This window comes from Pseudoalteromonas sp. NC201 (assembly GCF_002850255.1).
Classification (GTDB): domain Bacteria; phylum Pseudomonadota; class Gammaproteobacteria; order Enterobacterales; family Alteromonadaceae; genus Pseudoalteromonas.
In genome coordinates, this window is the sequence record NZ_CP022522.1 from 2,497,595 (window position 1) to 2,512,423 (window position 14,829).

A 14,829-nucleotide genomic window follows, 5' to 3' on the forward strand; every position below is an offset into this window, starting at 1 on the left:
TGCTAGAATAATCGGTTCCACGGGATTACACACACAAATCGAATGCAAAACACAGGTTTAACAATTACTCAAAGAATTACCCTTCTGGGTAGTCTCATTGCGATTGCTGTCGCTTGTTTAATCGGGTTTACCTCGCTTTACAGCGCCAAAACGCTCATTAATGAACGCATGATGCAATCTGAATTGCCAAGCAAGATAGAAAGTATCAATAAATCATTAAGCAAGCAGATAGACACGTTGAAAAATGCAGCCGAGCAGCTTTCAAGCAATTTATTAATCACCCAAAGTGCCAAGCAAAATACTTTGGATGAAAAACTTCTTGTCAACGAACTCAAACGTATTGCGGCGCAGTATGACTTAGTTACGGCTTCTTGGGCTAACCGCGAAACCAATCAATATTGGAATCAAAATGGCTTTCTGCGAGTACTAAATAGAGAGCAAGATGGTTGGTTTTTCGGCTTTACCACTAGCGGCTCGCCATACTCTATTAGTATCTATCAAGAAGCGCCGGGCGATGTAAAAATGTTTGTAAACCATCAACAACTAAGCGGTGTTGGTTTAGCTGGGCTTGCGAAAAGTATTGATGATATGCAGGCGATGCTTGCTAATATGAAAATCGAGCAAAGTGGCTTTGTTTTCGTCATTAATAGGCAAGGTACGGTGCAATTGCACCCAGATGCAAGCAAAGTCGCAAAGTCCTCAATTGAAGACTTTTACGGCCAGCACAGTCGCGATTTTACCTCCACACGTGGATTTGTCGTTAAAGAGTTGGAAGTGGGTGGCGAAACCAATTTAGTTGCAGCGAGCCCAATTCCAAACACAGATTTGCTTGTTATTGCCCAAGTGCCAACCAGTGAAATCAATAGTGGGATCACTTCTTTGCAGTGGCAAATCATTGGTTTTTCGATAGTAATTGCGCTAGTGGCGAGTTTTTTTAGTATGCTACTGGCTAAGAACTTAAGCGCGCCACTAAAAAAGATGGCAGATTTATTTGAACAGCTTGGTAGCGGCGACGCAAAACTCAATTATCGTTTACCAGACTCAGCACAACCTGAACTTCATGCTTTGGCTGGCGGCTTCAACCAGTTTATGGCTAAGATCGAAGAAGCTATCCACATGGTTGCGGAAGAGAGCCGTTCAATTCGCGTGACGAGCGAAGCCGTGTTTAAACAGAGTCAGCAAAACTCTCAATCTCTTGATGAACAAAAGTCTCAAACCATGTCTGTTGCCGCGGCAATCAATGAAATGGGCGCGACAGTACAAGAGATCGCGAGTAGCGCGACCAACACGGCAAAATTGACAGAAGAAAGTAAAGCGTCAACCAAGCGCAGCCGTCAAGGTGTGCAAGAAAGCCAAGAAACACTTCACTTGCTTGCAGGTGACATCGAAAATATGGCAGGTCAAGTCGCTACGTTGGCCGATAAAACCCAGTCAATTGCCAATATCGTTGATGTGATCAGAGGCATATCTGAACAAACCAACTTGCTTGCACTCAATGCTGCGATTGAGTCTGCGCGAGCGGGTGAGCACGGTCGTGGGTTTGCCGTTGTTGCAGATGAGGTGAGAGCACTTGCGAGTCGTACATCACAATCTACCGACGAGATCCAAGCAACGATATCTGAATTAACTCAGGTGTCTGGCGCTGTCGTAAACCAAATCCAACAATCCAGTGAACAAGCAGAGCAAAGTGTTCAAACGATGCAATCGTCAGTGGAGTTAATGTTGGAAATCTCGGAAACCGCAAATCAAATAAATGACATGACCGCGCTTATCGCAACAGCGACAGAAGAGCAAAGTAATGTCGTTGCGGACGTCGGCCGCAACATCGAGCAAATTAGCGAAATTAGCGATGCCGTGATGAACGAGCAACTTGACACGGAACAAGCAATTCAGCGTCTTGCTGCATCAGCAAAAGCGCTTGATGATCTCGTCGCGAGCTTTTAACCTCTGCTCAACTCTAAAGTAAGCCTGCATGTTTCCTTGTAGGCTTACCCTTTCAAATTGTCTCTTTGTTACATGGTGTAACAATCACACCGCGCAAATTTTGCAATTATGGTCTAAATTCAATAATAGTAAGGGCCAAAGGTAAGCAATTAAGCCATAACTAAAAGTCAGCCGAATGCCCAATCTGGAGGTTGTATGAAGATAGTAATTCAGTTCTCTATTATTGTGCTTAGCATTATTTTACTTAGTGCTTGTAATAGCACTCCCAAAGCGACGATTGATAGATCAATTCTTAATGCAAATCACCAATTTACTGTTCACAAAGTTGAGTCGTATTCTGATGTCTTTCAACTCAATAACCAAATTCGCATTAAATTAGAACAATACTTTCACAACGGAGAGATAGGCCTTAAACGTGCTAAAATGCTGATGAGATTTTTGGTAAGTAGTGGAGATGATTCACTTTCTTACCTTTCAGGTGCAAATTTAACTGCAAATCAAGCATTTAATAATATGAACGCGAACTGCTTGTCCTTATCTATACTAACTCACGCTATTGCTAAGCAGCTAGGCTTACGCAGCCAATTTCAACAAGTACACATACCTGAATATTGGGATGAGAGCCAAGGCTATAGCCTGCTAACAGGCCACGTCAACATCAAAATTTTTGAAGTAGATAACACACAGGACTCAGTTAAAACTTTATATGTTAAACCAACTGCGGTCACTGTTGATTTTGATCCTAATAGCCGCTCTCAACACTTTAGTACTTCACCAATTAGTACAAATACTATCTTATCTATGTTCTATAACAACAAAGGAGCAATGGAAATGATTAGTGGTAACTTAGATATGGCATATAGCTACTACAAGGCAGCCGTAGAAAGCGATCCCTATCATGACGGCGCCTGGGGGAACCTCGGTATTTTATACCGTATAACAAACCAGTACGACCTCGCCGAGCGAGCCTATAATCAGGCCATTGCCATTAACCACGATAATCGAAATGCACTAAGTAACCTTGCTAAACTCTACCACCTGACGGAACGAGATCATGAAGCTAGCATTATTGAAGCAAATATCCATAATTTGAGAAAAAGCAACCCTTATTACATGTTGGTATTAGGGAACGAAGCCTTTAAACAAGGAGAGTTAAATCGCGCTAAGCATTTTTATCAAAAAGCTTATCAACTTGATCGCAACGTTCATGGTAGCTACTTTGGGCTGGCAAAAGTTGCCTATGAGCAAGGCGATAGAAAAAAAGCAGAGTATTACCTCAACAAGGCATACAAAGCATCTGTCTTCGAACACGACAAAGCGCGCTACGAAGGCAAACTGGCCTTATTGAGAGGAGTTGCTAGTAACCAATTGAATTTAACAGACAACGATGAGAGATAACAATAATAATGAAGAAATGTTCTTTCAAGCTAATCGGCATGATGCTGGCCGCGATATGTACCACGAATGTATTGGCTCAGTCGCGACATCAAGGTATTGCTAATGTTGATAATATATTGGTGCAAGATTTACAAGCTCTCACAAGTGCTCGTCACCAAGGCCGTAAAAGTGGTGCTCAATCGCCTAACATCAGTGCCCAATATATTTTTGCTGCTTTTGAGCAATTAGGTGGAAACCCGATCTATCAGCACTTTACCTTTAGAGCAGGTATTTTTAGTAAGGACGCAGGTCACAACGTCACGGCGATTTTACCTTGCACTCAACCTCGATGTGATAAGGCCATCGTTATCAGCGCGCATTACGACCATTTAGGAACCACAGGACAAAGACATTATCCAGGTGCCAATGATAATGCATCTGGCACCGCTGCAATGTTGCACATTGCGAGGCAACTTAGTAAAACAAATCGCGCTCGCGATATATTGTTTGTCGCAACCGATGCAGAAGAGCGCGGCTTACATGGAGCGAAACATTATGCCAAGCACCTTAAACGAGAAGTTGAGCTCAATATCAACCTTGATATGTTAGGAATAAATAACAACAACCGTTTATTTGCATTGTTTTCACCGGGTTTCAAGGAATATAAATCTGAGCTCCAGAACAAGGCGCAATCTTCAGTAAAATTGACCATAGTATCGTCACAACGACAAATTGAGCGTTATATAAATAACCCAAGAGTTGATTGGCACAAAGCAAGCGATCACTACGCCTTTTATCGCCAAGGGATCCCCTATATTTATTTTGGTATGGGTGAAGATAAACATCATCACACCACCAGGGATACACTAGAGAATATGGATCTAAATAAGTATCAGGCAGGGGTTAACCTCATCAATGACTTTATTTTGTCATTAACTCGTTCACCTTTTGACTCTACCAGCTGAATTTTTTGTGCTTTTGTCAGCTGCTTAACATGCCACTCAAGTTTTGCAGCTTGAGATTTAGTACCTGCAGCACATTGAAATTTTAACGTTAAGGGCCCTTTACCTTTTAAATTTTTTGCCCCCTTCCCAGCCTGATGCTGCTCTATGCGCCGCTCTACATTGGTTGTTATTCCTGTGTACCAATGACCAAAGCGCGTTTCTAGGATATATAAGCTCCAAATAGCTTGGTGATCCGTTTTATTGGGCTCGTTAAGTAACATTTTTCCTAGCACTAACAGGCTCTCCTCAAAATCTTATCAATGACTTCTACCACACATGGCAGCTCTTGCAACTTATCTGCGAACTTTTTACACTTAGTGCAGTCCAATTCCGCTAAGAGACTTTACCTTCTCTGTGCAATCGGTATCATGCAAATAACTGATAATAAGGATACACAATTTCATGCTGTCTAATAAAACCCTTTCTGTTTGGCTCAGTGCTGTAGTTATGACGGTATTTATGTCTGGCTGTTCAAGCTGGATTTATCGCATCAACGTGCCACAAGGTAATTTCTTAGAGCAGTCAGATGTAGATAAACTTCGCGTGCAGATGACCAGAGAGCAAGTGCTATATGTGCTAGGTACACCGCTTGCTAAAGATACTTTTAACAACAATATCTGGCATTACCAGTACGTATTTAATATTGATAGAGACTCAGAGGTCAGAAAGTCATTTAGCGTTTATTTCGAAAATGACAAACTAGTTCGCGTGAGCGGCGACTTCGAAGAGCCGGAAGAATTTAACACCCCTTTAGACTCGTAAAGTCAAAGGGCACACATTGTTTCGTAGTCAAAGGGGAAAGGTATTTCCCCTTTTTTAATTAGCCTGAGGTTTGGATAAGGAATGAGCTAACTCATTGTTTTTAATACCACATTAAATTATACCCTTATCTAGCCAGAGAGTTTTAGGGATAACACCGCTTCCGCGTCCTGCTCTCGCTAAGGTACCTACATCCTGTAGGCAAGGCGAATTTACGCACCAATAGTTGGCTATTGGAAGTGAATTCAACGCAGTTAGCGCTAAAACTGGCTGCTAGAAAGGCATTAACTATCCGAAGTTCAGGTTAATTATTCCTTATCTCCTAAAGAGACAGGTCGCCCACCGGTAACTTTGCTTGCACGGCCCTCTTCTTTTGCTTTTTCCGCACGGCGTCTGCGCGCCTCTTTTGGGTCTGCGATTAATGGACGATAGATCTCTATTCTGTCACCGTCACTCACTACTTGATGTAATTTTACTGTGCGATTCCAGATCCCAAGCGTCAAGTCATTCGCATCTATCTCTGGGCATCTTTCTAATATCCCTGACTGTAGTACCGCTTGCTCAGCTGACGTCCCCTCAGGCACATCAACCGACAATGACGTCGCGCTGTCAGGCAATGCAAATACCACTTCAACCTTTATCATCATCTCGCTCCGTAAACAATTTTGGCTCGCTGGGTAAACGCAGATACCATATTCTTGGCCACTTCATTGAATAGCTTGCCAAACGCCATCTCAATTAATTTGCTCGCAAATTCAAACTCTAATTTTAAACTCACCTTACAAGCCTGTTCATCAAGCGCGGTAAATTCCCAATAACCATTTAAAGACTTAAATGGTCCATCTACTAGGCACATTTTTACTCGATTGCCGTCAAATTCATTTTTTGTGGTAAACCACTTTTTTAGGCCGGCTTTCGAAATTTCTAGACTCGCGGTCATCCCTTGATCATCATTGCTGATAACTTTTGCATCTGAGCAATGCGGTAGAAATGCGGGATAAGCGTCAACATCATTGACCAATTCAAACATTTCCTTGGTGCTATACATCACCAAAGCACTTTTTTCTATCTGTGGCATAGACACTCCAAATCTTAATACAAGGATTTTACCAAGGTTTTGCAGATTTATCTTGTTTGCAGCCACTGACTAAGTAAAAATACGTCACATTAATGAAAAAGCGCTGTCTTAAAACAGGATTTATAGGTAGACTAAGCCATTATGGCAAAGAAAAATTCAAGTAAATCAAATAGCAATACCATAGCGCTAAATAAAAAAGCGCGTCATGAGTATTCACTACATGAAAAGTTCGAAGCAGGTATCGAATTACAAGGCTGGGAAGTAAAAAGTATCCGCGCCGGTAAAGTCAATATCTCAGATACTTACATCCATATCAAAAACGGCGAAGCCTATTTGTTGGCCAGTCAAATTCAACCGTTAAATAGTGCTTCTACACATGTGATATGTGATCCGCTTCGTTATCGTAAACTGTTACTAAATAAACGTGAAATCTCACGTCTTATCGGTGCAACCGAGCGTGATGGTTATTCTCTGATAGCCACAGCAATGTACTGGAAAAAGTGCTGGGTAAAACTCGAGTTCTATCTTGCGAAGGGTAAAAAGCAACACGATAAACGTGCTGATATTAAAGACCGTGATTGGTCACGTGATAAAGAACGTTTGATGAAACACAATGTACGTTAATTTATTTTAATATACGAACAGAACGAAAAAAGCAGGCTTAGCCTGCTTTTTTGTGTTTGATATCAAGTTAAGTGTAAAGCGCTTAACCTTTGTACTTTTTCATCACAAGTGTTGCGTTAGTACCACCAAAGCCAAAGCTGTTGGACATCACGGTGTTAAGCGGTCCATCACGGCGCTCGGTTACAATGTCTAAACCTTGTGCTTGTTCGTCCAATTCATCAATGTTAATTGATGGTGCAATAAAGTCATTATCTAGCATCAGCAAAGAGTAAATCGCTTCATGCACACCAGCCGCACCGAGTGCGTGGCCTGTCATTGCTTTAGTTGCACTAATAGCCGGAGAATTATCGCCAAACAACTCTTGAATAGCACCTAACTCTTTCACGTCACCAACTGGTGTTGAAGTACCGTGCGTGTTTAGGTAGTCAATCGGTGCATCAAGACCTTGCATCGCTTGTTTCATACAACGTACAGCGCCTTCACCTGATGGTGCTACCATATCGTAACCATCTGATGTTGCACCATAACCAACGATTTCAGCATAAATGTGCGCGCCGCGAGCAAGTGCGTGTTCTAGCTCTTCAACTACCACAATACCGCCACCGCCAGAGATGACGAAACCATCACGATTTGCATCGTACGTACGTGATGCGCGCTCAGGCGTTTCATTGTACTTGGTTGACAACGCACCCATGGCATCGAATTCCATCGCCAATGTCCAGTGTAGCTCTTCACCACCACCAGCAAAGATAACATCTTGTTTGCCTAGTTGAATCTGTTCAACAGCATTGCCAATACAGTGTGCTGATGTTGCACATGCAGAGCTGATTGAGTAGTTCACACCTTTAATTTTAAACGGTGTTGCCAAACACGCAGAAGTCGTGCTTGCCATGGTACGTGGAACCATATAAGGCCCTACACGCTTTACGCCTTTTTCGCGCAGAATATCAGCAGCTTCAACTTGGTACTTAGACGAACCACCACCAGAACCTACGATAAGGCCTGTGCGTTCGTTTGATACTTGCTCTTCTGATAGCCCTGAATCTTCAATTGCTTGCGCCATCGAGATATAGGAAAACGCTGCCGCGTCCCCCATAAAGCGATGTGCCTTACGGTCAACGAGAGATTTTACGTCGATATCTATTTTACCAGACACTTGGCTACGTAGGTTGTAGTCTGCAAATTCTTGGTTAAAAGCAATACCGCTCTTACCTGCTTTTAATGACTCTAAAACTTCTTGCTTGTTGTTGCCGATGCTCGAAACAACACCGATCCCCGTAATAACGGCTCTTCTCATGGGTTTATTCCCTTCGATATTACAAATTATGCGTAGTATACGCTGAATTTTAGCGCCAAGTGGTCAGCTTTCCAGCGTACACATGTACTCTGAACCTAAATAACTAAAAATGCAACCAGACTATTGAGTCGAAAGACAGTAAAATAGTTCCCAAATAGTCGAACATAGAGTCTTTCATGATAAAAAACGCTCAAATACACTTCAACGATGCTGGTACCCCTGTTGCCGATAGTTTTGACGATGTCTATTTTTCCAACGATGATGGGTTAGCTGAGTCACATTACGTCTTTTATACTCAGAACCATATCGACGAGCGGTTACAAAATCATGGCAAAGACCGATTTGTCATCGCAGAAACTGGTTTTGGTACTGGATTAAACTTTCTCAACGCTTGGTATCACTTCAACCAGCGTAGCAAAGACGCATGCGTTAACCAACTCCACTTTGTCTCATTTGAGAAATATCCAATCCATATCGATGATTTAGTTAAAGCGCTACAAGCTTGGCCTACGCTTGCCCCGCTCGCCGAAAAACTCTGCCAGCAATATCCGATGGCCCTTGAAGGATGCCATCGCCTAGAGTTTGATAATGGTCAAGTGACCTTAGATTTATGGTTTGGTGATATTCACGATAATTTACCACAACTAAGTTTCGAACAAGCCGGATTTGTCGATGCGTGGTTTTTAGATGGCTTTGCTCCGAGTAAAAACCCAGATATGTGGCAACAAAGCTTATTTGATGCCATGGCCAATATGAGCCGGGATAGCGCTACTTTAGCAACATTTACCGCAGCGGGTTTTGTCCGCAGGGGACTACAAGACGCCGGCTTTGCGTGCAAAAAAGTCAAAGGGTTTGGTCGCAAACGCGAAATGGTGGTCGGAACGCTGAGCCGTGCCAATAAAAACTCCAATACTCCAGCGTATTACAGCACCACACCGCGTAAGCTAGAGAGTATCGCTATTATTGGCGGCGGTATTGCCTCAAGTTGTTTGTTGTATCACCTTAGTAAACGTGATCTTAGCGCAACACTTTTTTGCCAAGACGACGCGTTAGCCAAAGGCGCTTCTCACAATCGTCAAGGCGCGCTATATCCAAACCTGCAAGCAGATCACACGCCATCGAGCGAGCTTTACGCCCACAGCTTTTTATATGCAAAGCGCCTTTATCAGCATATTGCAAATACAGGCTACCACTTCGCACACGATTGGTGTGGCGTACTCTTGCAGTCCGTTAGTGAGGCCAAACGAGCGCAACATCAAAACCTAGCCGAAAAGGCAACTTGGCCACATGATTTAATTCATGCCGTCGACGCCAAGCAGGCTTCAGCTATCGCAAACACCATGCTGCCCTACGGTGGACTCTATATTCCAGAGGCCGGTTGGCTAAACCCTGCAGAGATAACGCAAGCAGTGTTTGATGCAGCTCACGCGTTAAAAGCAGTTTCGACTTATTTTAATACTGACATACAAAAGCTCGAAAAAACCGAGAGCGGCTGGCTGTTACACAGTGAAGATAATACGTTTGGGCCGTTTTCAGATGTATTTGTCTGTGGCGGTGAGCACTCTGACCGATTCGAGCAAACCAAACATGTTCCTTTACACGGCGTCCGCGGTCAGGTCTCTCATGTTGATGCTGGAGAAGAATCACAAAAACTCAATACCGTACTTTGCCATAAAGGGTACTTTACTCCTGCAATGGATGGGCAACATTGTATGGGCGCGACATTTGAAAAAAACAGCAAAAGCCGAGAGGTAAAAGCCGAAGATGATGTAGTTAACCGTGCCCAGCTTGAACGCTTTTACAAAGACACGGAGTTAGCCGCGAGTCTTGGCGAAGTCACCTCGGCAAAAGCCGCTGTACGTTGTTGTTTTAACGATCATTTGCCTATGCTTGGTCAAGTCCAACATAACGATGAGTTTTGCTCGGCCTTTGCCAATTTAAGAAAGGGAAAACACTATGGTTTTGGAAATCCAGCACTACCCTATCAAGGAATTCATATTGTTACCGGTTTTGGCGCACGAGGACTGTGCAGCGCTCCGCTGGTTACTGAGCATTTAGTTGCAACTCTACTTGGCGAAGCAAGACCTTTAAGCGAGCGAGTACATCAGGCAATCCACCCTGCCAGATTGCTCGTCAGAGATTTAATTAGAAGTAAAATCTAATAATGGCTAAGGCATAACATCACCTAGATCTAGATATTATGCCTTAGCACTATACGCCCATTACACGGTAGAATTTCAATATCAATTGCTAACGGAGGAGAGCGCATAACAACTAGGCTTTCTCGGGCAGCTTTTTCCTCGAGTACAAATCACCCGAACTGAGCCCTCAAGTCCTCTTTCAATCCACTGGATATTTAAAATCTTGGCGACACGGAGTAATTGGGTTTTCATATGATAGGGCACCACGCTCGCGCCACCATGGCTAATACAAGCTTTTTGTAACTCTCCAATCAAGGCGTCAGCATCAATCCCTTGTGCATTAATAGCAGGATTGAGATCAAGACCCGCGCACAGCACCCTTGGACGATTCGCAACATCAACAATTTTTACTGACTCACAGCAATACAGACGCGGTTTGCCATTGACGTTCAGGATCGAAAGCTGAGCACTGGCACTATTGCTATCATCATGAAATTTACGAAATACGGCCCAGTGCTGACACGGATCGGCAACGCTACGCATATTGCCCCAAGGTAAAGGAATGCCATTGCCCCGATACACCGCCTTGAGTTTACCGGCTTGATAAGCATCAAAATAATGCCAATGTGGATAAGGTGAAACCGATGTCATTCTGCGCATTGCGACGGAAGCAGAAATACCAAGTTGCTCATGGACGCGCACATCGTAACCTCGGCTTTCGAGTAACTGCCGAAATGGTGTACGGGGACACAATAAGGCCCCTGCAAAGAAGCTCGATTCAAAATCCTGCCACGCGCTCAAAATATCCTGAGCATTTGGAGTATCATGATCGGGGTTATCGTTACTTTTACGACTTTCTCCAGTAGTGAGTACACATTCTAAACCCTCACTATTGTGAAGTACGGCATGGCCAATATGAACGGCTAAATCGTATTTCATTCTCGCGGGATGTGCGTGCAATGCGCGATTTATAAACACCATGTTTGGCTCTTTGAAATAAGAAGTGATCATCCCCTCTCCGTCAGGCGATGATTGCTCAAACCACTCCACTTTTCGACCTTTTGCTATCAAAATTGCCATGAGATCATCACAGCTGAGATAGAGATTTTTACCTCCCACTTCATCGGCTGCTCGCTCTAAATCAGGAAAGTGGTTTTGATGGTGTTCTTGGTGGGCACGGATCAAAAGGTGCGCAAACTGCCTACCACTGATCCCCGCTTGGGATAGCATTTCTGGAATCGCAATTTGTAATATCTCTTTGGCAAATAGAAAGTTGGGCTCTAAAGCCATCCCCATTATCCCACCGAAATTGCCTTTATCTGGCGCTATCTCCGGTGCTTCAGGTTGACTGTCTAAAAACCACTCAATCGGTTTTTGAAATACATTAGAGAAGTTTTCGAGCATCGCTTCGCTTGGCGTACGCTGGCCTCTTTCAATCATTGACAGGTAGGAAACGGAAGGCGCGCTGGTTGGATCTTGCTTAACACATCGAGCCGACAAATCTTCTAAAGTCAGATGGTTACGCTTTCTTAGATTTCTTATTTTAGTACCCAAAAAGTGAGACTTTCTAATTAAGCTTGCAACTTTTGCCATGATTTCACACCCCATTTTTGTGAAATTCACACTGTGAAATTCTTTTTGTGAAATTATTTGAATATTTAACTTACACTCAAAATGTACACGAAACAACCAGAATATATTTCCCAATTTATGACAACATGAACAAGTGAGGTGGATCATGGCAGCGCAATTACAACCGCATACAGAGCAACCAATTGACGATACGAAAGCGCAACAGTCAATGCTGGCAAAACAGTATCTTGATGAACAATGTCCTTTAGAGTTTGGCTCACACATGGAGGTGACAGACTATGTGGTTTACTACAATCACCTGCTTGCGTTTTTTGCCAACGGCACCCATTGTGGTTTAAAAAATTGTAGCCAATTCGTCGCGCTTTGCGGTCACCGAGAAACGCCTGAGGCTGTTTTGCTAAAACAGGACGATGGCTTACATATTGAAATTACCTTCAATCGCACCGGAATGCTCGGCCAATTTGATAGCGCCCATATCGAAGATATCATCGTCGAAACGCCACTGGCGTCTGTGGTTGGTAAAAAGACTAAAACCCAGCTACAAAAACTATGGATGAGCTTTTATCACGGGGTGCAACAACCAGCAGGAAAAGCCTGTTATCGTGCCAAAAATGGGGATGATTATGAACTTTGAGTAAACACTCGATAATTTGTAATCAAATCGCTCAAACATTCAGTAAGTTTTAAGCTAAGCTAATTAAAATACCGCTCTTTTTTCGACTGAGCACATGACTAAATTGCTTAATTTTCTAAAAAACATTAACTGGATGCTTTGGGCGCTCATACTTGGCATTTTTGCTGGTTTAGTTTTCGGTGAACGGTTATCATTTTTAAAACCTATCGGTACAGGTTTTGTAAACCTGATGCAAATCACCATTCTCCCCTATATTGTCGTCAGCCTTATCGTGGGTTTAGGCAAATTTAATCCCGAACAGGTTAAAAGTATTCTTGCAAAAGCGGCGCTAGTCATGATCTCCATTTGGGTGGTAGGTCTTGCTGTGATCTGGTGCTTTATTATGACATTACCAGCGCATGATGCCGGGACCTTTTTCTCCCCGGCACTGGTCGCCGCTGCTCCCGAAGTAGACTTCGTCAAACATTATATTCCCGCTAATCCATTTGCTTCTATGGCGGAAGGTAATGTACCTGCCTTAGTCATATTTTGTATTGCGCTAGGTATGGCGCTTATTTCCAATCAAAAGAAAAACCGTTTACTGGATGTGTTAGAAGTCGTTGGTCAAGGTCTGTCGGTGATTTCCAAGAAGATCATTGCCATCTTCCCTATCGGCATTTTTGCGATGACAGCAAGCACCGCAGGTACGATGAGCGCAGAAGAATTGTCTGAATTGCAAGTATACTGGGTTGTCGTTTTATGTGTCGGCGTGTATTTGATGTTAGTACTACTCCCTATGCTTGTTGCCGCACTCACCCCTGTTAAATACCGCGACCTCATCATGGTTATGCGCAATGCATGGATCACCGCATTTAGTACCGGAAACGTTTTTATTGTATTGCCAGTGATCACCGAGGGGATCAAAGATCATTTACGCAAAATTAAGCAAAGCGACGAAAGCTCTGATCACATCGCTGAGGTGTTAGTGCCTATCGCTTATACCTTCCCGAGTTTAGGAAAGCTTACGACCCTCATTTTTGTCTCTTTTGCAGCATGGCTTACCGGCAACCAAATCGGCATCGAACAAATTCCTAATGTGTCTTTGTCGGCGATACTAAGTTACTTTGCTAACGTACATATCGCTATTCCCTATTTGCTCGATACCTTGCGTGTCCCGGCTGATACTTATCAGTTATATCTATCGATGTCAGTACTCACCGCAAAGGTGGTTTCACCGACCACTGTGGTATATATCTTCGCATTTGTATTTTTATGTATTTTCATCAACCGTAGACAATTACACCTAAAACGCGTGCGCTCGGTTTATTATTTAACGCTACTATCTGCACTACTCCCAGCATTTATGTTGTTGAGTTTTACGGCAAATAATTACCTCGGTAAACAAACTAAATCGGCCGATGAGGCCATTGCTAATATGGTGATCTCAGATACCGTCCCTGCTCATGTGCTTAGCTATGTCCCTAAAGCATACCAAAGTGGTGAGTTGTCTTTGACGAATATCGATGTGATTAAAAAACGTAACCTGCTGCGTGTCGGATATCTTATCGATAATGTGCCATTTAGTTACTTTAATCAAAAAGACCAGTTAGTGGGTTTTGATGTCAGCCTAGCACATAGGCTCGCATCTGACCTTGGGGTTAAAATCGAGTTTATTCCTTTTAAAAAGCCACAACTGGCAGAGTATCTCAACAAGGGATATTTCGATATTGCAATGTCCGGCCTTGAAATTAATATTGCCGACTTACAAAGCGTGCGCTTTAGTGACAAGGTATTGGAACTGCAACTAGCGCTCTTGGCCAAAGATCATGATTTGAAGAAGTTTGCTGACAAGTCAGCCCTACTTACGCTTGATAAGCTGAATTTAGCTCACGTTGAGTATGCTCCGTTACTCAAACAATTGGCGCAGCAAAACCCTAAGGTAAAAGTATCCGGTATTAACAATTTGCAAAGCTATTTTAAGCACCCAGAAAGATATGACGCCTTAGTGATCAGCGCAGAGGCGGGCTTTGCATGGAGCATGTTTTACCCTGAGTTTGGTGTTGTGGTCCCGGAAGGGGCGAGTTTGAAATACCCCGTTGGATTTGCCGTCGCCAAGCGTAATCAAGATTTACTGAGTTATGTAAATGCGTGGTTGACTATACAGCATACCAATGGCCGTATTGAAAAAACTTATGATTACTGGATCTTAGGAAAAGGTAGTGTACAAAAGCAAACTCGCTGGTCGTTAATGGATGAACTTGAAATCGACCCTAACACACTTATTGATAAACTGAAGTTCTAATACTAACGGAATAAAAAAACGCCGTCAGTTAACACGTTAACTGACGGCAAGTCTACTCACTGGGCGAGCTAGCTTTCAAGCTCACTTTAACCTTAGC

General features: G+C 43.2%; 13 protein-coding genes. 8 read left to right on the forward strand and 5 right to left on the reverse strand.

Going from position 1 to position 14,829, the window contains the following annotated elements; genetic code table 11:
- Positions 1 to 42 precede the first annotated feature (42 nt).
- From PNC201_RS10590 to PNC201_RS10600, 3 genes are all read left to right on the forward strand, one after another.
- Positions 43 to 1,944 carry a methyl-accepting chemotaxis protein gene (locus PNC201_RS10590; RefSeq protein ID WP_102057017.1) on the forward strand — a complete coding sequence of 634 codons (1,902 nt, stop codon included), beginning with the start codon at positions 43 to 45 and terminating at the stop codon, positions 1,942 to 1,944.
- A 195-nt stretch (positions 1,945 to 2,139) separates the two neighbouring features.
- Entirely contained in the window at positions 2,140 to 3,342 is a 1,203-nt protein-coding gene (locus tag PNC201_RS10595; protein WP_010605098.1) for a tetratricopeptide repeat protein, read from the forward strand.
- 8 nt (positions 3,343 to 3,350) lie between these two features.
- Positions 3,351 to 4,286, forward strand: coding sequence for a M20/M25/M40 family metallo-hydrolase (locus PNC201_RS10600; RefSeq protein WP_102057018.1), 936 nt, complete (start codon positions 3,351 to 3,353; stop codon positions 4,284 to 4,286).
- Here the strand turns inward: PNC201_RS10600 and PNC201_RS10605 are convergent.
- The gene (locus PNC201_RS10605) at positions 4,214 to 4,546 is read right to left on the reverse strand and encodes a GIY-YIG nuclease family protein (RefSeq protein WP_102057019.1); all 333 of its coding nucleotides are present in this window, start codon (positions 4,544 to 4,546) and stop codon (positions 4,214 to 4,216) included. The two genes, PNC201_RS10600 and PNC201_RS10605, sit on opposite strands and share 73 nt — an antisense overlap.
- A gap of 181 nt (positions 4,547 to 4,727) precedes the next feature.
- Here PNC201_RS10605 and PNC201_RS10610 point away from each other — a divergent pair, with 181 nt between their 5' ends.
- Positions 4,728 to 5,087: an outer membrane protein assembly factor BamE gene (locus PNC201_RS10610; protein WP_010605101.1), complete on the forward strand. Its 360-nt coding sequence runs from the start codon at positions 4,728 to 4,730 to the stop codon at positions 5,085 to 5,087.
- Positions 5,088 to 5,392: 305 nt separating this feature from the next.
- On the opposite strand, the gene PNC201_RS10615 is transcribed toward PNC201_RS10610, so the two are convergent.
- Together PNC201_RS10615 and PNC201_RS10620 are read right to left on the reverse strand one after the other, a co-directional pair.
- Complete coding sequence (locus tag PNC201_RS10615; RefSeq protein ID WP_102057020.1) at positions 5,393 to 5,728, reverse strand: RnfH family protein; 336 nt, start codon at positions 5,726 to 5,728, stop codon at positions 5,393 to 5,395.
- Positions 5,728 to 6,162 (reverse strand): type II toxin-antitoxin system RatA family toxin, encoded by a 435-nt coding sequence (locus PNC201_RS10620; protein WP_102057021.1) that lies wholly within the window; start codon positions 6,160 to 6,162, stop codon positions 5,728 to 5,730. The genes PNC201_RS10615 and PNC201_RS10620 overlap by 1 nt, the downstream gene beginning before the upstream one ends.
- Before the next feature lie 141 nt (positions 6,163 to 6,303).
- Here PNC201_RS10620 and smpB point away from each other — a divergent pair, with 141 nt between their 5' ends.
- Positions 6,304 to 6,786 (forward strand): SsrA-binding protein SmpB, encoded by a 483-nt coding sequence (smpB, locus tag PNC201_RS10625; protein ID WP_010379116.1) that lies wholly within the window; start codon positions 6,304 to 6,306, stop codon positions 6,784 to 6,786.
- An 82-nt stretch (positions 6,787 to 6,868) separates the two neighbouring features.
- On the opposite strand, the gene fabB is transcribed toward smpB, so the two are convergent.
- Positions 6,869 to 8,083 carry a beta-ketoacyl-ACP synthase I gene (fabB, locus tag PNC201_RS10630; protein ID WP_102057022.1) on the reverse strand — a complete coding sequence of 405 codons (1,215 nt, stop codon included), beginning with the start codon at positions 8,081 to 8,083 and terminating at the stop codon, positions 6,869 to 6,871.
- Positions 8,084 to 8,259: 176 nt separating this feature from the next.
- Between fabB and mnmC the strand changes: the two genes are divergently transcribed.
- Entirely contained in the window at positions 8,260 to 10,245 is a 1,986-nt protein-coding gene (gene mnmC / locus PNC201_RS10635; protein WP_102057023.1) for a bifunctional tRNA (5-methylaminomethyl-2-thiouridine)(34)-methyltransferase MnmD/FAD-dependent 5-carboxymethylaminomethyl-2-thiouridine(34) oxidoreductase MnmC, read from the forward strand.
- Between the two features lie 81 nt (positions 10,246 to 10,326).
- On the opposite strand, the gene PNC201_RS10640 is transcribed toward mnmC, so the two are convergent.
- Positions 10,327 to 11,817, reverse strand: a complete 1,491-nt coding sequence (locus PNC201_RS10640) for a DUF3612 domain-containing protein (RefSeq protein WP_102057024.1) — start codon at positions 11,815 to 11,817, stop codon at positions 10,327 to 10,329.
- Positions 11,818 to 11,962: 145 nt separating this feature from the next.
- Here PNC201_RS10640 and PNC201_RS10645 point away from each other — a divergent pair, with 145 nt between their 5' ends.
- Positions 11,963 to 12,451: a malate synthase gene (locus PNC201_RS10645; RefSeq protein WP_102057025.1), complete on the forward strand. Its 489-nt coding sequence runs from the start codon at positions 11,963 to 11,965 to the stop codon at positions 12,449 to 12,451.
- A gap of 94 nt (positions 12,452 to 12,545) precedes the next feature.
- The gene (locus PNC201_RS10650) at positions 12,546 to 14,732 is read left to right on the forward strand and encodes a cation:dicarboxylate symporter family transporter (RefSeq protein WP_102057026.1); all 2,187 of its coding nucleotides are present in this window, start codon (positions 12,546 to 12,548) and stop codon (positions 14,730 to 14,732) included.
- Positions 14,733 to 14,829 lie beyond the last annotated feature (97 nt).